This is a genomic window from Arthrobacter sp. M2012083, assembly GCF_000281065.1.
Lineage (GTDB): Bacteria > Actinomycetota > Actinomycetes > Actinomycetales > Micrococcaceae > Arthrobacter.
In genome coordinates this window covers 63,646-82,166 of sequence record NZ_AKKK01000007.1, presented here as the reverse complement: position 1 = coordinate 82,166, position 18,521 = coordinate 63,646, and the positions used below count along the sequence as shown (strand labels likewise).

18 protein-coding genes and 1 riboswitch are annotated in these 18,521 nt (G+C 62.1%); of the genes, 9 read left to right on the top strand and 9 right to left on the bottom strand.

Going from position 1 to position 18,521, the window contains the following annotated elements; translation table 11 throughout:
• Window positions 1–2: 2 nt before the first annotated feature.
• Window positions 3–182, bottom strand: a riboswitch (cyclic di-AMP (ydaO/yuaA leader).
• Window positions 183–301: 119 nt separating this feature from the next.
• Together A477_RS0104995 and A477_RS0104990 are read right to left on the bottom strand one after the other, a co-directional pair.
• Window positions 302–1,474, bottom strand: coding sequence for an ATP-binding protein (locus A477_RS0104995; RefSeq protein WP_017197926.1), 1,173 nt, complete (start codon window positions 1,472–1,474; stop codon window positions 302–304).
• A 503-nt stretch (window positions 1,475–1,977) separates the two neighbouring features.
• The gene (locus A477_RS0104990; protein WP_017197925.1) at window positions 1,978–2,313 is read right to left on the bottom strand and encodes a metal-sensitive transcriptional regulator; all 336 of its coding nucleotides are present in this window, start codon (window positions 2,311–2,313) and stop codon (window positions 1,978–1,980) included.
• A gap of 735 nt (window positions 2,314–3,048) precedes the next feature.
• On the opposite strand from A477_RS0104990, the gene A477_RS0104980 reads away from it, so the two are divergent.
• The 3 genes from A477_RS0104980 (at window position 3,049) to A477_RS0104970 (ending at window position 5,893) form a co-directional block, all read left to right on the top strand.
• On the top strand, window positions 3,049–3,888 hold the full coding sequence (locus A477_RS0104980) for a DUF8832 domain-containing protein (protein WP_017197923.1): 840 nt from the start codon (window positions 3,049–3,051) through the stop codon (window positions 3,886–3,888).
• A gap of 79 nt (window positions 3,889–3,967) precedes the next feature.
• On the top strand, window positions 3,968–4,498 hold the full coding sequence (locus A477_RS0104975) for a carboxymuconolactone decarboxylase family protein (RefSeq protein WP_017197922.1): 531 nt from the start codon (window positions 3,968–3,970) through the stop codon (window positions 4,496–4,498).
• A gap of 69 nt (window positions 4,499–4,567) precedes the next feature.
• Window positions 4,568–5,893 (top strand): MFS transporter, encoded by a 1,326-nt coding sequence (locus tag A477_RS0104970; RefSeq protein ID WP_017197921.1) that lies wholly within the window; start codon window positions 4,568–4,570, stop codon window positions 5,891–5,893.
• A gap of 487 nt (window positions 5,894–6,380) precedes the next feature.
• Here A477_RS0104970 and A477_RS0104965 read toward each other — a convergent pair whose 3' ends face one another.
• The 5 genes from A477_RS0104965 to A477_RS0104945 form a co-directional block, all read right to left on the bottom strand.
• Window positions 6,381–6,713, bottom strand: a complete 333-nt coding sequence (locus A477_RS0104965; RefSeq protein ID WP_017197920.1) for a metal-sensitive transcriptional regulator — start codon at window positions 6,711–6,713, stop codon at window positions 6,381–6,383.
• Window positions 6,714–6,797: 84 nt separating this feature from the next.
• A complete protein-coding gene (locus A477_RS0104960) occupies window positions 6,798–7,046 on the bottom strand; it encodes a YHS domain-containing protein (protein ID WP_017197919.1) in 249 nt (82 codons plus the stop codon).
• Between the two features lie 23 nt (window positions 7,047–7,069).
• On the bottom strand, window positions 7,070–9,385 hold the full coding sequence (locus A477_RS0104955) for a heavy metal translocating P-type ATPase (RefSeq protein WP_017197918.1): 2,316 nt from the start codon (window positions 9,383–9,385) through the stop codon (window positions 7,070–7,072).
• Window positions 9,386–9,455: 70 nt separating this feature from the next.
• Entirely contained in the window at window positions 9,456–10,448 is a 993-nt protein-coding gene (locus A477_RS0104950; protein ID WP_017197917.1) for a DUF8832 domain-containing protein, read from the bottom strand.
• Window positions 10,445–10,657 (bottom strand): heavy-metal-associated domain-containing protein, encoded by a 213-nt coding sequence (locus A477_RS0104945; protein ID WP_017197916.1) that lies wholly within the window; start codon window positions 10,655–10,657, stop codon window positions 10,445–10,447. Before A477_RS0104945 ends, A477_RS0104950 begins: the two co-directional genes overlap by 4 nt.
• A 105-nt stretch (window positions 10,658–10,762) precedes the next feature.
• On the opposite strand from A477_RS0104945, the gene A477_RS22040 reads away from it, so the two are divergent.
• The 3 genes from A477_RS22040 (at window position 10,763) to A477_RS0104930 (ending at window position 13,778) form a co-directional block, all read left to right on the top strand.
• Window positions 10,763–11,929 carry an FAD-dependent oxidoreductase gene (locus A477_RS22040; protein WP_017197915.1) on the top strand — a complete coding sequence of 389 codons (1,167 nt, stop codon included), beginning with the start codon at window positions 10,763–10,765 and terminating at the stop codon, window positions 11,927–11,929.
• 45 nt (window positions 11,930–11,974) lie between these two features.
• Window positions 11,975–12,331, top strand: a complete 357-nt coding sequence (gene trxA / locus A477_RS0104935; protein ID WP_017197914.1) for a thioredoxin — start codon at window positions 11,975–11,977, stop codon at window positions 12,329–12,331.
• A gap of 205 nt (window positions 12,332–12,536) precedes the next feature.
• Entirely contained in the window at window positions 12,537–13,778 is a 1,242-nt protein-coding gene (locus A477_RS0104930) for an MFS transporter (RefSeq protein WP_017197913.1), read from the top strand.
• A gap of 43 nt (window positions 13,779–13,821) precedes the next feature.
• Here A477_RS0104930 and A477_RS0104925 read toward each other — a convergent pair whose 3' ends face one another.
• Window positions 13,822–14,319, bottom strand: coding sequence for a universal stress protein (locus A477_RS0104925; protein WP_017197912.1), 498 nt, complete (start codon window positions 14,317–14,319; stop codon window positions 13,822–13,824).
• A 111-nt stretch (window positions 14,320–14,430) separates the two neighbouring features.
• Window positions 14,431–15,861, bottom strand: coding sequence for an MFS transporter (locus A477_RS0104920; RefSeq protein WP_017197911.1), 1,431 nt, complete (start codon window positions 15,859–15,861; stop codon window positions 14,431–14,433).
• A 375-nt stretch (window positions 15,862–16,236) separates the two neighbouring features.
• On the opposite strand from A477_RS0104920, the gene A477_RS0104915 reads away from it, so the two are divergent.
• From A477_RS0104915 to A477_RS0104905, 3 genes are all read left to right on the top strand, one after another.
• A complete protein-coding gene (locus tag A477_RS0104915) occupies window positions 16,237–16,437 on the top strand; it encodes a hypothetical protein (RefSeq protein ID WP_017197910.1) in 201 nt (66 codons plus the stop codon).
• 598 nt (window positions 16,438–17,035) lie between these two features.
• Complete coding sequence (locus tag A477_RS22035; protein ID WP_017197909.1) at window positions 17,036–17,443, top strand: MerR family DNA-binding transcriptional regulator; 408 nt, start codon at window positions 17,036–17,038, stop codon at window positions 17,441–17,443.
• Between the two features lie 35 nt (window positions 17,444–17,478).
• Window positions 17,479–18,450 carry a hypothetical protein gene (locus A477_RS0104905; protein ID WP_017197908.1) on the top strand — a complete coding sequence of 324 codons (972 nt, stop codon included), beginning with the start codon at window positions 17,479–17,481 and terminating at the stop codon, window positions 18,448–18,450.
• The last annotated feature ends 71 nt before the right edge of the window (window positions 18,451–18,521 follow it).

The following is an 18,521-nucleotide window of genomic DNA, read 5'->3' as shown; positions in this document are numbered from 1 at the left end:
AAAGGGCCTCTCCCACTGCCTGCGAGGTTAGCTGTCGGGTTCGGATGGGAGACACCCGGTCGTGCTGAAGCACGACTTCACCCCAAGGCCTGCCGAAGCAGGCCGCTGTTGGGTTCCCCGTCTCTGCCGGACGAATTTGCGAACGGATCCCGGGCAACGGCAGAGTTAGGCAATTTGCTCCGGGAGTGCCGCATTCGGAGAAACCGGCACGATGTTGACCTTACTTCAGACGACCAGAAGTGTCACATTTATGTAACGGCGCGTCGTGCGTGTGTTACCGGCACGTGCCGTGTCGGATCGGTTACCCCTCATATTGGCGGCTGATAAACCCGGACATCCCCGGTACTGTGAAGCGGACCGCTCCATGGTCAGGGGCATAAATGAGCCCTTTTGCGATCAGGCTTGAGCGCGCCACCGTTAATTGGCTCGCGGCCCTGTTCAGCCGGGAAGCAACCTGGGCTGTGGAGGCTGCTTCGTCACGGTCTTCGGCCATGGCGCGCAAGTATTGGCGTTCTGCCGGTGTTGCCCGCTGCCAGCGTGAGCGGAAGAATCCTGCGTCGAGCTGTTCTGTACCAATTTCGACGGCCAGCCGGGCGTCGTCCAAGTTGACCGTTTTGCTTGAGGACACATCCCAGGCTGCTTTGCCATACGCCTGGAGAAAGAAGGGGTATCCGTCCGCAGCAGTAACAAGCGTGCGGAGCGCATCCGCATCCAACCGTGCGCCGAGCTTGTTCATCGGCAGGCTGATAGCGTCGGCCGCCGAGGCATGGTCAAGCGCCCCGATGGTGCGGTAGTCAAAGAGCCGCTCGGAGTATGACCTGGTGGCGCTCAGTTTTCCCGGGAGGTTAGGCAGCCCGGCACCGATGATGAAGAAAGGCCAGCCTTTCTGTCCGGCCAGGTGCTGAACGGAGATCAGGGCGCCGAGCAGCTCGTCGTCGAGGTCCTGCATTTCGTCAATGAAAATCCCGAACCCGGCTTTGCTCTTCGCCATAGCGGTTGCGAGGTCTTCGACGAGTTCTTCCAGATCGATGTCCAGGTTTCCGGAATCCGCCCGCCCGGCGGTGGTGCCCAAGGTAGCCGACACCCCGGTGAACCCCAAGGTGACATTGAACGAACCAATGCTGCCCAGAACGTCCTTCACGTACCCCCAAGCCGACTTGGCACGCAACCTTCTCGCACCGGCCTCAATGGCCCGGGCCAACTTTTGCCGTGTCGCTTTCCTGCCCTCCGGGGTCGGCTGGGCCTCAATCTGAACCACGAACCAGTCATGCCGCTCAGCTTGGGCGGCAAAATTGTTCAAAAGAACCGTCTTGCCGACTCCGCGCAGCCCGGAAAGCAGTATGCCCCGCTCTGCCGCCTGCCGCTTGGTCCTGACAATCAGACGGTCAAAGGCGTCTATCTCGGCTTCGCGTCCCTCCAGTGCCGGCGGCTTAAGGCCTGATCCAGGAGCGAAGGGGTTCATATCGGAGTCCACATGGGAAGTCTATACAAGACTATGAAGCAATATAAAGAATCCCTTATATCGGGGTATATTTTTTTATGGGTCGCGCGCCGCGATCGGGCCTCCATCTCGCTGGTCGATCGGTGGGCCCTCCCGGTCTGGACCCGACACCGAAAACGTGCTCCGCGCATCGTGGGCCATATCATGGAGCGGCGGATCCGGGGTCGACTCCTACCGCTGGGCACGCAACACCGCCAAAGTACTGGGTGAAAAACTCCGCGGATTAGGGAATGGCCTACGTCAGGGGTCCACCCGCGTCGCCTAATTCTCTGCCGAACCCGGCTGATCCCATGGCCCCGTCATCCCCTCATTGAGGCGTCCTGTCGGCCAAGGTGAGCCCAAGCACAAGGGTGTAGCCATGCCAGCCGCCCACGCCGATCAGAAACAGCCGGGATGAACACGACGATGCCCCCGAGGCACATGATCACGGGCCCGGCGCCTGAGATGAACCGCAGCGCTAGGCGGCAGCAAGGCGGTTAGGAGCGTACGAAGCGAGCGATGGCCTCGGAGGCTTCCTGCATCTTGGCTTCAGCTGCGTCTCCGCCGAGTTGGGCGGCATCGAGAACACAGTGCTTCATGTGGTCATCGAGCAACCCCAAAGCCACGCCGCGCAGCGCGGAGGTCAGCGCTGAAACTTGGGTGAGGATATCAATGCAGTACTGTTCCTCGTCGACCATCCGCGCGATCCCCCGCGCCTGACCCTCGATCCGCTTGAGGCGGGCCAAGTACCGCTCTTTGTCGGTGATATAGCCGTGGTTTGCATGGTCCTCGGCCCCTGCTTCAGGGCTTGGAGGCAGCTGTTTCGTGGTCATCTTATTCCTTATGGTGTAGCCGTAGATGGTACTGGGTGCGAGGATCCCGTGCCGCCGGATGATCTATTTTCCAGGGATTTCACTGTCAGATCGACCACGCACCGGAATAGACAGGCCGACGCCCAACGAATCACCTTACTCACGATTCTTGCGACGTTCTCGCTTCCGGATTCCTGCAGGGTGCCGGCGCAGGGTGTGGACGATGCATCCGCCCCGCCCTTAAGTGGGGTGAATACGGAGATCATGCCACGCCAGGGCCGATACTTCGGATTGGCCAGCGCAGCGACCTTCGCGCCGGGCTTGGGGGAGACCCAGATGGCGCTTACAGTCACGTTGTTGGGCCGGTTCATTCGCTTTCCCTCTTCGCTACAGGTACCCCCTAAGGGTATAACCCTCCGTGGGTAAACTCAAGATCACTCCCTTGCGCGGGCCAGTCGGCGCTCGATCCAACCCACTCTCTCACCTTGTCAATTATACCCCTATGGGGTATGGTAGGCCTACTGGATACCCCTGGGGGGTATATGAGTCAGTGGTGACGGCAGATCAGCAGTACGAGGGCACGGACGAATGGCAGTGGGATTTGGGTCGCGAATGTTGTGGCCAAAGCTCCCGGCAGGCGGGACGAGCATCCGCGTGCTGTGCTGGCAGGTTCGAAGCAACGTTGCCAGCCCCTCGTGAATTACGTCCAGAACCTAATGCCCTAGCAAGCGTCAAATGCAGAACAGAGGAGACGATATGACTACCAGCAGCCACAGCAGCCACGGCGTTGAAGGAGCTGGCGGCCTGATGCTCTCGGAGCATGGATACACCCTGGATTTCGATTCCCGTCCACTCGGCCGCGGAACGCAGACGATAACTTTCCGGATTGTTGGCCCGGACGGACAGCCGGTGAACGGGTTCATACCCACGCATGAGAAAGAATTGCACCTGATCGCCATCCGCCGTGACATGACTGGCTTCCAGCATGTCCACCCGATCAGGGACCAGTCGGGGACGTGGACCACCGATCTGGAACTCACTCCTGGACCCTGGCGGATTTTCACGGACTTCCACCCGACCGGACACGATGGGCCCATGACTTTGAGTACCTACGCCTCCGTTTCCGGTGAGTACATCCCCCAACCGCTTCCCGGTATTGGGCAGAGCGTGGAAGTCGATGGCTACACCGTAACGCTTGAGGGCGGGCTCCTTCCCGGAGAGGCGAGCGAACTTACCTTCAGTGTCACCAGGAACGGACAACCGGTGACGGATCTGCAGCCATATCTTGGCGCCTTTGGGCATTTGGTGGCACTTCGCGCTGAAGACCTGGCCTATCTTCATGTCCATCCCGAGGGAGAACCTGGTGACGGAACAACCCCGCCGGGCCCGGAAGTCTCATTCATGGCCGTCGCACCTTCAGCTGGTTTGTACCGGCTGCATCTGGATTTCCAGCATGAGGGCGCCATAATTACCGCGCAGTTCACGGCCCGGGCCACATCTACCGTCGCCGAGGGGTTGGCCGCAGAGCCCGGAACACGACCGGGCAAACCCGGCGAGGAATCCCATGGCAACCACGGGTCGCATCACCACCCCTGACCTCCACCGGTGACGTTATGAAGCCAACCATCGAAGGCATCAACTAATCCAATCGCCGCACACCTCCTGAAGGACTCTCATGTCTCGACTTACCCAACTAACCCCCGCTACAGCGGTGGGCACGTCCCGCGATCTGCTCTCGGACCTGGTCTCCCGCCATGGCCGAGTTGGTGACATGGTCTCGACGATGGCGCATTCCCCAGCTGTATTGGGCGGCTATCTTCAGCTCAGCCGGTCGATGAAACGCGCAAAACTGAACCGCAAGATCAGCGAGCGTATTTCCATTGCTGTCCAGGTCCAGCAAGGCTGCGGCCTTTGCCTCGACTCACATGTTGACGCAGCCCGCGCCGCTGGAATCGAGGAGGACGAAATTGGCCTCGCCCGCGCGGGCACCTCGGCCGACCCGGCGATTGCAGCGATCATCGCCCTGGGCCTCCGTATCTACCGCGACCCGCAGGGAATCACCGATGAGCAGATCCTCGGGTTGCGGGACCACGGCTACAGCGACCGGGAAATCGTCGATGTCGTCGGCATCGTGGCTCTGAACATCCTCACCGGCGCCTTCAACCTGGTCGCCGGCTTGAGACCAGAACCCAATCCAGCCTCGTAGGAGTCTGAAGCCTCACTTTCGCGGGCGGCCTCTTGAGGGCCTGTCCCCTGCATGGATGAAAGGAAAACCATGCGTTTGTTCGCAATCCGCGACTACCGCCATCTTTTCAGCGCCCAAGTCATCGCGCTGTTCGGCACCGGCCTGGCGACGGTCGCCCTTGGCCTGCTCGCTTACGAGTTCGCTGGCCCGCGCGCGGGCGAGGTTCTCGGAACCGCACTGACCATCAAGATGGTCCTGTACGTGATCATCGCACCGCTGGCTGCCGCATATGTTGACCGGTTGCCCCGCCGGGCGTTCCTCATCACTCTTGATGTGGTTCGAGCTGCAGTGGTCCTTGCGCTGCCCTTTGTCACCGAGGTTTGGCATATTTACCTCCTGATCGGCCTCCTGCAGTCAGCGTCAGCGGCGTTCACGCCGACGTTCCAAGCGGTGATTCCCGATATCGTGACCGACAAAGCCGCCTACACTCGTGCCCTGTCCGCTTCCCAGGTCGCCTACACCATGGAGAGCCTGCTCAGTCCCGTGCTTGCCGCAGTCGCGCTGAGCTTCATGAGCTTCAATTGGCTTTTCCTGGGCACCTCGGTTGGATTCGTCGTCTCCGCGTTTCTCGTGATGTCCGCACGCATCCCCAACGCCCAACCCAGCGCCCACACCAAGGCCTGGGACAGGGCTGCGGCAGGAATCAGAACATTCGTCAGGACACCGCGGTTGCGCGGCATCATGGCGCTTAACCTTGTTGTCGCAGCGGCCGGATCGATCGTGATCGTCAACACCGTCAACTACGTCCGCGATGAACTGGGCGGATCCCAGTCCGACGTGGCCTGGATGATGGCAGCCTCTGGTGGTGGAACTCTGATGGCCGCGCTGGCACTCCCCCGTGTACTGGACCGGGTCACCGAGCGCACTGTGATGATGACCGGTGCCGCCGTTCTCGTGGGCGGTACCGCAGCGGCGCTCACATTCAGTGCGGCCGGGGTCCCTACCTGGGCTGGCACAGCGATCATCTGGGTGGTCATCGGAGCCGGGATGGCGATGATCGTCACCCCGACGGGAAGAGTTCTCCGTGCTGCGGGTGAACCGAACCGGATACCGGAGGTCTTCGCAGCCCAATTCTCGCTCTCTCACCTTGCTTGGCTGATTACCTATCCCATTGCCGGCTGGCTCGGAACAAACGCCGGCCTAACCCTCACGTGGTCTGCGCTGGCAATCCTCACCGTCATAGGAGCAGCAGCTGCCCTCTACCTGTGGCCGCGCCATGATGGACACCACGACGACGTGATTCCGGCCCCGGTCCACCCCCATGCTGCGACAAGTCACGTAAAGACGGTCGCAGAAACCGGGGTGGCAGAGGGCACGCTGGCCGCTGGACAGTGCTCTTGTGTACGTATTTCCTGAACGAAGAAAACGTCGGTTTCCGACGTAACTAGAGCCGGGTACCGGGACCCTTGCGGGTTCCGGTGCCCGGCATCGTCACAATGACGGTTCGTCTATCGAAGGTGCTGAGGGTTCTGTACCACCGTCCACAGAGCCTTCAGCGCCCTTGCTGACGGCATGGAATTCGTTGCCGGTCGGCTACATTGGCGGCAGCACTGTTCTGCTGCTGAGGCAGAAGGGGTACCGGGCATGGGGCGCGTGCTCCAATGGGGTTCAGGAAGTTTGTGGTCCCGTAGATGGGGGCTTCTTGCCATGAGACGCCTCGCCACTGCCTGGACCTGAAGTGCGGTTCCCGTTGCGTCCTGCGGTTGGAGGTTCCGCCGTCCTGCATTCACTGCTGAGATTCTCAACGGTTAGCTACCAGTGCCGGAGCCGTTTCGGGGCGGCAGATGAGTTCCCCGCTGCGGGGAGGGGTCGGGCGCCGGGACGAAGATTCGCGCCGTTCGGTCTAGCCGCAACGTAAGCGGGCAATGGCTTCGGACACTTCTCGAAGGAGGGTCTCGGCAGTCCGGGGGTCTTGGCGCACGGCGCCTAGGACGCAGTATTTCATGTGGTCATCGACCAGTCCGAGACCGAGACTGCGCAATGCTGCGCTCAGGGCGGAGACCTGGGTAAGGATGTCGAGGCAATACTGCTCTCTGTTGAACATCCGGGCGATTCCTTGAGCCTGGCCCTCCATTCGTCTGAGGCGGGCAACGTAGCGGGCCTTGTTGCCGGTGTCCTGCGGGCTGCCGCCGCACAGATGGCCCGCCGGTCTGGCCGTGGATGCGTTCGGGTACATAGCTGTCTCCTGATGCCCGGTGGTAGGCCTTGGGCGCGGTGACTCAAGGTCACCGCGCCCAGAATGCGTTTTGCTGTGGGAGCGTCAGCCGGCGTGAGCGTATTTGGCCGGGTCGGCGTCGAAGGCCGGTCCGCAGCCTGCGCAGCAGAACCAGTAGCGCGTTCCTTCGAAGTCACGGTAGAGGCCGCTGGCCTCGGCTGCGGCCTTGACTACGGGCGTGCCGGCCATGACCGGGCAGTGGGCGATTGCGTCATTGTCTTGTGGGGGACGTTGGGTGAGAGTCAGGTCCTCTGTCGAAGTGTCCTTGGCGGAGGGGCTGCAGCAGCTTCCCATGGTGGTTTTCCTTTCGGGGTGGGTTAGGCGTCGACCGGCTGCAGCGCGCGGGAGCGGGCTGCGGTCGGTGACTGGTTTACCGCGTGGCTTTTGAAGGAGCGCAAGCGGAGGCTGTTGGTGACGACGAAGATGCTGCTGAATGCCATGGCGGCTCCGGCCAGCATGGGGTTGAGCAGCCCGAGGGCGGCCAGTGGTATCGCGGCTACGTTGTAGGCGAAGGCCCAGAACAGGTTGGTTTTAATCGTGCCCAGGGTTTTACGGGCAAGCCGGATCGCGTCGGCGGCAGCACGTAGATCTCCTCGGACCAAGGTGAGGTCCGCCGCTTCGATGGCCACGTCCGTCCCGGTTCCCATGGCCAGGCCCAGATCCGCCTGGGCCAGTGCCGCGGCGTCGTTGACGCCGTCGCCGACCATGGCCACGACCTTGCCCTGCTTCTGCAGGTCTGTGACAACGCGGACTTTGTCTTGGGGCAGGACTTCTGCGATGACCTGTTCGATCCCCACCTGGGCGGCGACCTGTTCGGCGACGACACGATTGTCGCCGGTGAGCAGCACCGGCGTCAGACCAAGGGCCCGGAATTGCGCGATGGCTTCGGCGCTGGTGTCCTTGATTGCGTCGGCAACGGTGATCACACCGCGGACCTGCCCGTCCCAGGCTACGACTACTGCCGTCTCGCGGGCTGCTTCGGCCTCAGCCTTGGCCCGGGCAAGCTCGGCCGGCATCGTCAGCGACCAGTCAGCGAGCATGGATTCACGTCCCACGATCACCAGGTGCCCATCGACCACGCCTTGAACGCCGCGTCCTTCGACATTCGCGAAGTTTTCCGGGGTTGGCAGGTCCCCGACGCGTTCGGTGGCACCGCGTGCTATCGCCTGGGCGATGGGATGTTCCGAGGAATCCTCCAAGGCTCCGGCGATGCGGAGCAGTTCGTCAGGGTTGGTGCCGGGCGCGCTGTGCACGCCCCGCAAGGTCATCTTGCCGGTGGTGACAGTACCGGTCTTATCGAGCAGGATGGTGTCGACCTTGCGGGTTGATTCGAGCACTTCGGGGCCCTTGATCAGGATGCCCAGCTGCGCTCCCCGGCCGGTGCCGACCAACAGTGCCGTTGGCGTGGCCAATCCCAGGGCGCACGGGCAGGCGATGATGAGAACGGCCACGGCCGCGGTGAATGCCGCCGTTACCGGGAAGCCTGCGCCGAGCCACGCGGCCAGTGTGCCAACAGCGATTGCTATTACGATGGGCACGAATACACCCGAGATCCGGTCAGCCAGACGCTGGACCTCGGCCTTGCCGGACTGGGCGTTCTCCACCAGTTGCGCCATTTGCGCGAGCTGGGTGTCCGAACCTACGCGTGTGGCGCGGATGACCAGCCGGCCACCGGAATTGACGGTGGCGCCGGTCACCGTGTCCCCTGTGCCTACTTCCACAGGGACTGATTCGCCAGTGAGCATTGACTCATCGACTGCGCTGCGGCCGCTGACGACCACGCCATCGGTAGCAATCTTCTCGCCCGGACGGACGATGAACTCCTCGCCGACAGACAGCTGATCGGTGGGGATGCGAATCTCGTCACCGTCGCGCAGCACGGCCACGTCCTTGGCGCCCAACTCCAGTAAGGCGCGCAGCGCTGCCCCGGCCTGGCGCTTGGAACGCTTCTCAAAGTAGCGGCCTGCCAGGATAAACAGGATTACCCCGGCGCCGACTTCCAGGTAGATGTTGCCCGCACCATCAGTGGGAGCTACGGTCAGTTCGAAGGGGTGCGTCATCCCCGGCGTCCCGGCGGTGCCGAAGAACAGTGCATAAAGGGACCACAGGAACGCAGCAGTGGTGCCCATGGAGATCAGGGTGTCCATGGTCGCGGCGCCGTGGCGCAGGTTGGTGTACGCGGCTTTGTGGAAGGGCCAGCCCGCCCAGAGGATCACCGGGGCGGCCATCGCCAAGGAAAGCCATTGCCAGTAATTGAATTGCAGGGCAGGGATCATCGCCATGGCGATGACGGGGATCGCGAGCACGGCACTGCCGATAAGCCGGTGTTTCAGCGACCGCAGTTCAGTGTCGGGACGGTTGTCGTCCTCGTCGTTCTGCTGCTCCTTCCGGGCGCTGGGCAGGGCGGCAGAGTATCCGGTCTTTTCGACCTCGGCGACCAAGGCCTGAGGATCGTATCCGGCAGGAGCGGTGATACGGGCTTTTTCGGTGGCGTAGTTTACGGAAGCGATGACGCCATCGAGTTTGTTGAGTTTGCGTTCGATCCGGTTGGCGCACGAGGCGCAGGTCATCCCGCCGATCTCGAGCTCAATGTCGAGTTCTGGCGCAGGTTGCCTGGCTGCTGATGCAGACATGGGTACTACTTTCTCCCGGTACGGAGCCCGACCTGTCAGGGTCACGCTCCGTGGGGGCTAGTGGGATGGGTCAGTGCCCGCCGTGTCCGTCGTCGGCTGTGCCGGCGTCGGTGGGTGCCTGATCGGGGGTAGGTGCGGTCGCAGCTCGGGGTGAGCCGGTGGTGTCGACGGTGAACTGGGCGGTGTGAACCTTTCCGTCCACCTGAAAATCGAAGTAGAGGTAATAGCGGCCCGGCGTCGGGGGTGTGGTCGCAAATTTCACCTCGGGCCCGGAGACCCCGCCCTGCCCCGGCCCGGCACCTTCAGGGTGGGTATGCAAGTAGGCCATGTCGCCTGCCCGCAGGGCCACAAGGTGGCCATAAGCCCCCAGGTAGGGCTGCAGGTTTGTGACCGGCTGCCCGCTGCGGTTAACGCTGACCGTCAGATCCGACGGTGATCCTGCCTGCAGGTCGCCCTGAAGAGAGACCTGGAACCCTTGGACCTCATCGCTGGAGGAGACTTCCGGTGCCGCCGGCTCGAGTGAACCGGCTACATCCACAGTCCGGGTCAGCGTCACATTCGCGTCCGAGCCGGTCGGGACGACGTCGGCGTAAATCCGATACGTACCAGCGGCCTCCCACCGCCACGGCAGGGACCAACGCCCGGCGTCGTCCATGACAGGGTGTACGTGACGGTACTGCGTCCCGTCCGAACGCACCACGATCAGGTGGGCCCGTTTCTCATGCGAAGCCTCGAACCCGGTGACCGGGGAGGCGTCCTTGCCGGTAATGGTAAACGCCAGTTCCCCGTCCGTGCCCACGGCCGTGGGTGCGGTAATGTTCCCCAGCAGGTAACCGCCTCGTTCCGAGGTTACGCCCTGAACCGGAGAGCCGGCCGTGGTGGAAGCATCAGGCGCGGGTTGTTCTGCGTGTCCCGCCCCGGCGTGCCCGTCCATGGAAGCTTCCGAGTGCGTCCAGGCCGCTACGGCTTGTTCCGGCACAAGGGCCGCCGCGCCCGCGAAGGCACCGGTGAAAATCACCGCAAGCCCCGCGGCGTAAGCACCCAGTCGTCCGGCTGCGTTCACGCCGACCGCACCCCCTGGTAGCCGGCAGCCTGCACGGCGGCCAGGACAGCCGCGTCCTCGACCGGCCCGGTGCCGGTGACCACGAGCCTGCCGCTCTGATGGCTGACGTCCACGGACTCGACACCGGGCACTTCCAGGACCTCTTCGCGGATGGACATTTCGCAGTGTCCGCAGGTCATTCCGGTGACTTGGAATTCAGTGGTGTTCATGGTCGCTCTACCCTTTCATTGTACCCCTAGGGGGTATGTGTATAGTTGCTAAGGTACCCACGGGGGGTATCAATGTCAAACGGGCTAAACGGGTAGGAGACCGGAATGGATCGGCAGCAGGGAATCGTCATTGTTGGTGCGGGGGCTGCGGGTTTGAGCGCAGCAGCTACGGTACGGGCCGAAGGCTTCGAAGGGCCGCTGACTCTGATAAATGGGGAGCCCCATCAGCCCTACAACCGGACACTGGTCAACAAGGGAATCCTGCCAGGCCTGCTCACTGCAGAGCAGATCACCCAGCCCGGAGTCAGCGCACTTGAGGGCGATCTCCTCCAGGCCCGCGCTGCCGCTGTGGACACGGAGCGTTCAGTCCTCACCTTGGCGGACGGCCGCACTATGCCATACGCCGCGCTGATCGCCGCCGCCGGGAGCTCCCCACGCCCGAACGACCGCATGACAGGCGCCCCCGACCGGGTCTTCCACCTCCACACAGCAGACGACGCCGCGCGGCTGCGCGCCCGACTGGGGCAGAACGCGGCAAGCAAGACTGTCGCGGTTCTCGGTGCGGGGTTCATCGGCGCTGAAACCGCCAGCTTCCTCGCCGATGCCGGTGCCCGGGTTCACCTCCTTTCCCGATCTGCCACACCACTGGCCTCTGCCTTGGGCAGTCGAATCGCGGAGCACATCGCCGAACTTCACCGACACAACGTCCACGCCTACTTCGGCCAGGACGTCACCACTCTCACCGCCGGTCCCGCCTCTGTCACCATCACGTTGAGCGATGGTCAGATCCTGGAGTCAGATCTTGTGGTCATCGCCCACGGCACCATGCCAAGCTCTGCCTGGCTCACCGGTGCCGATCAGGGCATTGCCGTCGATACCCGTATGCGCGCCCGGGATTACCAGGCTGTCTATGCAGCGGGCAGCCTTGCACTTCACCCAACCAGGGACGGTCAGCTTTACCGCATCGACCATTGGGATGCCGCCGTTGCCCAAGGCGCCCACGCGGCCCGTGCCGCTCTGCATGATCTGACCGGGGCACCCGATCCGGGTCCGTACACCCCGGACACCGGATTCACTCTTACCGTCTACCGGCACTCCGCAGCCGCGTACGGCGCAGTGGTACCCGGCAGCCACCAACGTCACCTGGGAACGGAGGATCCCAAAGCAATACTGACCAGCTTCCACCATCCCGGGGGCGGTATCACCGCGGTGGCAGGGCTGAATGCCTTCACCGAATTGCTCGCTGCACGCAGCAAAATCACCTTCCCTTAGGCCTCCAAAAACGTGCCGGCCATCAAACCACCAAAGGAGAACTCCATGTCCACCGTCAACCTCACCGAACAAGATTTCAGCCGCACCATCGAGGACAACAACATCGTCCTCGTTGACTTCTGGGCCAGCTGGTGCGGGCCCTGCCGGATGTTCGCGCCTACTTACGAAGCAGCCTCCGCAAGGCACGCCGATATCGTCTTCGCCAAGGTCGACACTGAGGCCGAACAAGCACTGGCCACGTCGGCTGGGATCACGTCCATCCCCACACTGATGGCCTTCAGGGAAGGGGTTCTGGTTTTCTCCCAACCCGGAGCCCTACCCGCCGGGGACTTGGAAAAAGTCATCGCGGGCGTCAGGAATCTCGACATGTCGAAGCTACGCGCAGACCAGGGTGGCCACTAACTACCCTCCCGATCGGTCCGGCAGTGCAGGAGCCGGCAGGAGTCAGTCCTAAATCCACTCGCCTCCCGCACTGACCAAAGGATGGCCAGCGCCACGGGATCAGCCAGAAAGGTCATGTAATGACACGAGCCCGGCTCAAGATAATGACGATCGTAGCCAAAAGCTCGCCCGTCACCCTTCACGCGAACCCCACCCGAAGGTGACCATGTCCGCCGACACCTTTCCAGAGACCAATCGCTCCCGCACCGTACAGCGAAAAATTGTCCGCGTACTGGCACTGGCCCAGATCCTGGGAGGAATCGGCACCGGCGCCACCATGAGCCTCGGGGCAATGTTGGTCACTGACGTCTCCGGCTCCGCAGCATGGTCGGGTATGGCCATGACAATGGGGGCTCTGGGCGCTGCGCTGCTGGCAGTTCCCCTCGCCCGCCTGGCCCAGACCAGGGGCCGACGCATTTCGCTAAGTACAGGAGCCTGGATCGCTGTGCTCGGTGGCGTGGTCGTGATCATCGCGGCGGGCGTGAGAAGTTTGCCGCTGCTCTTGCTTGGCATGGTGCTCATGGGCTCGGGTTCGGCTCTGAACCTGCAGGCCCGCTTCGCAGCCACCGACCTCGCGGCCGAGGCAACCCGGGGTCGGGATCTATCCCGGGTTGTTTGGTCCACAACCATCGGGGCAGTCGTCGGGCCGAATCTCTTTGGACCCGGAGAAAGCCTGGGCGAGATCATGGGGATGCCGCCGTTTACCGGAGGGTTCATTATTGGCGGCATCGCGCAGCTGCTCGGAGCCGCCGTCTATCTCGTTGGCCTGCGGCCGGATCCGCTGCTCATCGCAACTCAAGCCCGAGATGCCGTGGGAGGCATCCAGCCCCGGACCGGAACTTCAGTAGGCGGTTTCCGCTTGCTGCGCTCTTCACCGGGCGCGAAACGTGCGGTGCTCACCCTGGCTTCAAGCCACGCCGTCATGGTGGCACTTATGGCCATGACCCCCGTGCATTTAACCGGACATGGCGCCTCGCTCACCACGGTTGGGCTGACGATCAGCCTGCATGTGGTTGGCATGTTCGCATTCTCCCCGGCCCTTGGTTACCTTACGGACCGCTTTGGCGCCCGGGCAGTTGTCCTGGCAGGGCAGGCCATACTTCTTGGTGCCCTGGTGTTGGCCATGCTGGGGTCCAACAATGACGTCCTGGTCACCGTGAGCTTGGGCTTGCTGGGCTTGGGCTGGTCGGCCTCCACTCTCGCCGGCTCCGCTATGGTCAGCCAAGCGGTTGGGTCCGTTCATCGACCACGGCTGCAGGGTGTTTCTGATTCACTCATGAACTTGGCAGGAGCGGCAGGCGGCGCAGCCGCGGGACCCGTCCTCGCATACATCGGGTTCGACGGGCTAAGTGCCGCCCTTATCGCACTGGTGGCTGTCACGGTGATAGCCCAGATCGGGCGCAAATGAAGTGGCCGCCCTGCACATGCGGGGCGGCCACTTTAGGTTCGGCCTAGTTCGTGCCCGCCATCATGCGGCTGCTCCGGCGAGCCGATGCCACCGCTTCGGAGGGAATCACCAGTGTTGGCCTTGTGGCGTGGTGAAGGACGTTGGCCGAGGTGCTTCCCAGCAACGTTGCTTTGAATCCACGCAACCCCCGGGAACCAAGAACGATCAGATCAACATCCAACTCCTCGGCGGTTTCCACGATGGTTTCGGACGCCGTGGCCATCGTCGAAGCGATCAACGGTTCGGCGATCAAGCCGAGGCTGCGGGCCAATTCTGCGCCTTCAGCGGCAATTCGTTCTGAAACATCGAGCGCTGCAGCGTCGAGTTCCTGTAATTCCTCCAGCGCCGGATGGCCTTCCAGATGCGCGGCGAAGCCCTCCAGCGGTTGGCGGGCATAGAGCAGCACCGCTGTAGCGCCTGGAAATAGGCTTGCGACTGTCTGCATTGCGCTCTGCGCGTTAGGGGACCCGTCGTAGGCGATGAGCAGTTTTGGAGTAAGCATTTGCGTTTCCTCTCTAGTCATTGATGGCTGAGCCCACTTGCGCCCAGAGACCTCTGTTGTGGAGCCGTGCCTGCAGCCGGCGGAGCGCAGGTTCCTGAACTCTCCCGCCCGTTACACCGAGATCGATTCGTCAGCTGCCGGCGTGGATGACCGAGGCTTTTTCATTGCAAAACCTGTGATCACGGCTCCGACCAGGGCGAGGATTCCGGCGCCAACGAAGGCTGCGGAATACCCTTGGGTCAGCTCTACCCGGGAGGGCTCGGTGCCGGAGATGCCGTAAACGATTGCCGTGAGAACTGCGAGTCCAAGTGCGGACCCGATCTGGTAACTGGTGCTCACCAGCCCCGAAGCAACGCCGGTTTCAGCAGGCGGGGCCGCGTTAATGGCAGTGCCCAGGGAGGGGACGAACGCCAGTGACATTCCGAGGGCAGCAAGGAGCGATGCGGGAAGAACGTCGACAGCATAGTTACCGTCCGGGCGGACGAAGGAAAGCCACACGAGTCCTGCAGCCAACAAGAGCAAGCCGCTAACAATCAGCGATTTCGCACCGAACCTGCCCTGGAGCCGGGGAGCCCACGCGATCATGACGAGAACCACAAGACCGGTCATCGGCAGGAGCGCGGCGCCGGCCGCGAAGGCAGTCGCGCCCAGGACCTGCTGCAGGTACAGGTTCAGGAAGAACCACATGGACACCCATGCGGCACCCAGAAGCAGCTGTGCACCGTTGGCAGCCCCCAGCAGGGGTGCGCGGAGCAAGCCCAGACGCATCAAAGGATTACGGCTTCGTGCCTGGATGATGAAGAAGATCACCAGCAGGACAAGACCGCCAGCCAGGATGCTGAGGGTGGGCACGGTGAGCCAACCAACTTCAGGTGCATTAACAACGGCGTAGACAACCGCGGCCAGTCCGCCAGTGACGGTGAGCGCCCCGGCGACGTCGATGGATCCGGACGCCTTTTTCACGGTCCGGGGAAGCGACGTTGCCGTGAATGCGAGAACGAAGACAGCGATCGGGATGGTTACGTAGAACACCCAAGGCCAGCTGGCGTACTCCGTCAGCACTCCACCGAGGAAAACCCCCGCAGTGCCTCCAATGGGCGCCGCTGCGCCGTAGACAGCAAATGCTTTCGGAAGGTCGGACGTACCGCCGAACAGCATCATCAGCAGAGTAAGGGCCGCAGGCGCAATCAGCGCAGACCCGGCACCTTGGATAGCACGGCCCGCGATCTCCAAGCCGACACTGTTGGCCGCCCCGGCCAGCAACGAGCCCGCGATGAGGATGATCCAACCCAACGCAAAGATCTTCCGGGCGCCGAAGACATCCGAGAGACGACCTCCCAACAAGAGCAGCCCGCCGAAGGCCACTACGTAGGCATTGAAGACCCATGACAGCGATTCCGGCGTGAATCCAAGGTCCTTTTGAATATCGGGCAGAGCGACACCAATGATCGAGGTGTCCATAATGACGACGAACTGCGCCGTAGCGATCAGCACCAGGCCCAGCCAGCGCTTCGCCGGCGATAGGGGTGGATGGGTAGACATTTATCTTCCTCCTGAGAACTGCCGGAGATACCGACTAGATGCAGGGTATACCCATAGGGGGTATGGGTGTCAATAATGCATCGTCTCACATGCTTGATACCCCGGGCGGGTATTAGGATGCGTGTTTCGCGGCCGACGCCCCCACAAAAGATCCGGCGCTCAGCGCCGCCTGAAGTGCCGGAGGTTGCTGAAGTGGGCAGCGGCGCCCCCCTGGGTGTCCCGCCTTCGAGGATCCACGGGTTTTTGGGGACATGGCTTCTGCCCGCATCACGGCCTGGTTGTTCCGAAAAGCGAGCCCCTGTACGTTAATTAGTAAGCAGACTGATGATTTAGTCAGTGCGTAGGAGGCCCGTAAAGAGCGCTGGGAATTCAGGAATGAGCGACCCGAGGCAGACAGCACGCAACCTGCTTGAGCAGGATGGCTTCACGCTGGAGCAGCTATGGATCAAATACTGGGCGGAGGGAGGAAACGCCAACGCCTTGGAACTGGACGCCTACGTGCACGAAGCCCTCAGGCCGCATCCTTTCGAGCTCACCCTCCTGACCTGGGCCGTCGAAGACCTGCAGGACGACTAGCACGCAACTGCAGTCAGGCTCAGACGAAGAGCAGTGCCCCACTTCCTTAGAAGTGGGACACCCTCTATGGGATCCCCCCACCCATCTGAATCCCCGAGACATAACCGTCCCGTATGTAGTCCCAAAAGTCTTGCAAGAACTGCCTGTTGCGGATGCAATCTTCGGTACAGTACGCGTGTCAACATGCGCGAACGTATCAGTTAGTGCAGAGAAGTTTGGAGCCCATCTTGGTGTCTTTTACCCAGGACGGCGCCAAACCCCAACGGGCTATCAGCAGATGCCGGTCAGGGGTGCCCTCGTCCAGGCGTTCGGCCACGATCGGTACCCTCTGGGTCAAACGGTCAAAGCGGACACGGTTTCGAATCACCCGGGATCGGGGGGCGGTCTGTCTCGCGGTCAGCGTCGGTTGGCTGGGAGCAGGTCTCGAAAAGATGACGTTCCTGACATTGGGTTGACATTGAATTCATACACGCACATGATGAAAACCTGCAAACCCTGCAAACCGTGCAGAACCCGTAAAAGCTGTAAACCCTGCATAAAGCGCTAAACGATACACCGACCCTACGACACCGCGCATGTCAGCTGAAGGACACACACCATGAATGCCGCGATTTCCCGCACCCATCTTCCGAAGGAAGTTGCAAGCGCCTTGGGCATCTCCGTAGACACCGTAGGTAGATACGCCCGCGAAGGACTGATCCCCTTTGACACCACACCCAAGGGCCACCGTCGCTATAACATCGATGAAACCCAAGCCGCACTGGCTTCGGAACTGACTCCCCGGAACCGGCTTCAAGGCCCGCCTCCGGGGCGGAGGAACCGCCTCGTGGCAGGACCTGACATTGTCCCCAGCCCACAGTCCGCGCTACGTGAGCAGCTGAGGAGCGTGAGAACCACCGAGAAGGCAACGCTTCCGGAGAGCGGGGGATCTGAATCCCGTAATCCCGGTTCTGCTTTTGATGAGGTTCTGGGCCACGCCAAGCGGGTTCTGGTAGCGTCCGCCTAGACGAAGGCCCGGTCCTGTTACGAGAGAGTAGAAGATTGACCACGAACGCCGCACAACCATCGCTTGACCCGCGAAAGGTCGAGGCGATCCTCCAGAACATCTCCCAGGGAGACGTCATCTCCCTGGGAGCGGTCAATATCGTCGGAGTTGGTGCAAGCGCTGCGTGGCATTCCAAAGCCGAGCATGAGGGTTCCCCTTCGCGGGAGCCCGGCGAAGAGGTATGGTCCCTGAGCATCGAGAGTGACGTCGGCTGGTACGTCGTCGTTACGCAGGACTGTGACATTGTCAGGGAACCTGCGACCGAACCCTGCCTGGTTGTGTGTCCGGTGAAGTACGTCGCCAAAGATGAATGGCAGAAGCTCACCTCAGGACCACGCTCCCCCCGTTACTTTCCTTTTCCGAACGGAAACAAACTTCCGGTCATGGATGGAAAACTTCCGGTTGCCGATCTGCGTTTCGTCACCAGCGTAGACAAGACCGCCCTGTTGCATCCGACAGTTGAGGTACTGCATCCATTGTCAGCCCCGCAGCGGGCGAGTTTTGGGCGATGGGCCGGCGCGCGGTATGCACGGGTTCCACACCCGGACAAACTCGAGAAGGATGTTCTCCCTAAGGCGGCGACTGTCATAAGGAAGCTGGCCAAGAAATACATGCAAGGAGAAACCTCGGACCCCGAAGTCCGGCTCGTAGCCGCAGCGCGCAACTGGTATTTGGGCGGAAACGACAAGAGAGTCGTCTACATCCCCATGCTCACAGAGGCGTCGGCCAAAGCCTGCGGACTTTGGGACAACAACGCCGCGGCTTTCAACGAATCAGCGATCACAGCAGCCGTTAAACGGCTGAACGGCCAGCTTCGATCTTCCCTCCCACAGAACGGCGGATACGCCTGCGCCGTGGAAGTTGCGACCTTGCACGGAACAACGGCCGCAGAACTGCTCGAATGGGCTGAATGGATTGTCGAAGATCCCTGGGATCATCTGGACGACGAGGCCTCCGATGCATCCTGACGTTTCGGCCGCCGACGCTTTTCCCCGGGGCTCAAGCACCTCCCACACCTTCCATCCAGGGATTCCTGGCA

Excerpts from the sequence above, each read along its gene's own strand:
- A477_RS0104990 (WP_017197925.1), bottom strand. The coding sequence starts at position 2,313 with ATGACCACGAAACAGCTGCCTCCAAGCCCTGAAGCAGGGGCCGAGGAC.
- A477_RS0104980 (WP_017197923.1), top strand. The coding sequence starts at position 3,049 with ATGACTACCAGCAGCCACAGCAGCCACGGCGTTGAAGGAGCTGGCGGC.
- A477_RS0104975 (WP_017197922.1), top strand. The coding sequence starts at position 3,968 with ATGTCTCGACTTACCCAACTAACCCCCGCTACAGCGGTGGGCACGTCC.
- A477_RS0104970 (WP_017197921.1), top strand. The coding sequence starts at position 4,568 with ATGCGTTTGTTCGCAATCCGCGACTACCGCCATCTTTTCAGCGCCCAA.
- A477_RS0104965 (WP_017197920.1), bottom strand. The coding sequence starts at position 6,713 with ATGTACCCGAACGCATCCACGGCCAGACCGGCGGGCCATCTGTGCGGC.
- A477_RS0104960 (WP_017197919.1), bottom strand. The coding sequence starts at position 7,046 with ATGGGAAGCTGCTGCAGCCCCTCCGCCAAGGACACTTCGACAGAGGAC.
- A477_RS0104955 (WP_017197918.1), bottom strand. The coding sequence starts at position 9,385 with ATGTCTGCATCAGCAGCCAGGCAACCTGCGCCAGAACTCGACATTGAG.
- A477_RS0104945 (WP_017197916.1), bottom strand. The coding sequence starts at position 10,657 with ATGAACACCACTGAATTCCAAGTCACCGGAATGACCTGCGGACACTGC.
- A477_RS22040 (WP_017197915.1), top strand. The coding sequence starts at position 10,763 with ATGGATCGGCAGCAGGGAATCGTCATTGTTGGTGCGGGGGCTGCGGGT.
- trxA (WP_017197914.1), top strand. The coding sequence starts at position 11,975 with ATGTCCACCGTCAACCTCACCGAACAAGATTTCAGCCGCACCATCGAG.
- A477_RS0104930 (WP_017197913.1), top strand. The coding sequence starts at position 12,537 with ATGTCCGCCGACACCTTTCCAGAGACCAATCGCTCCCGCACCGTACAG.
- A477_RS0104925 (WP_017197912.1), bottom strand. The coding sequence starts at position 14,319 with ATGCTTACTCCAAAACTGCTCATCGCCTACGACGGGTCCCCTAACGCG.
- A477_RS0104920 (WP_017197911.1), bottom strand. The coding sequence starts at position 15,861 with ATGTCTACCCATCCACCCCTATCGCCGGCGAAGCGCTGGCTGGGCCTG.
- A477_RS0104915 (WP_017197910.1), top strand. The coding sequence starts at position 16,237 with ATGAGCGACCCGAGGCAGACAGCACGCAACCTGCTTGAGCAGGATGGC.
- A477_RS22035 (WP_017197909.1), top strand. The coding sequence starts at position 17,036 with ATGAATGCCGCGATTTCCCGCACCCATCTTCCGAAGGAAGTTGCAAGC.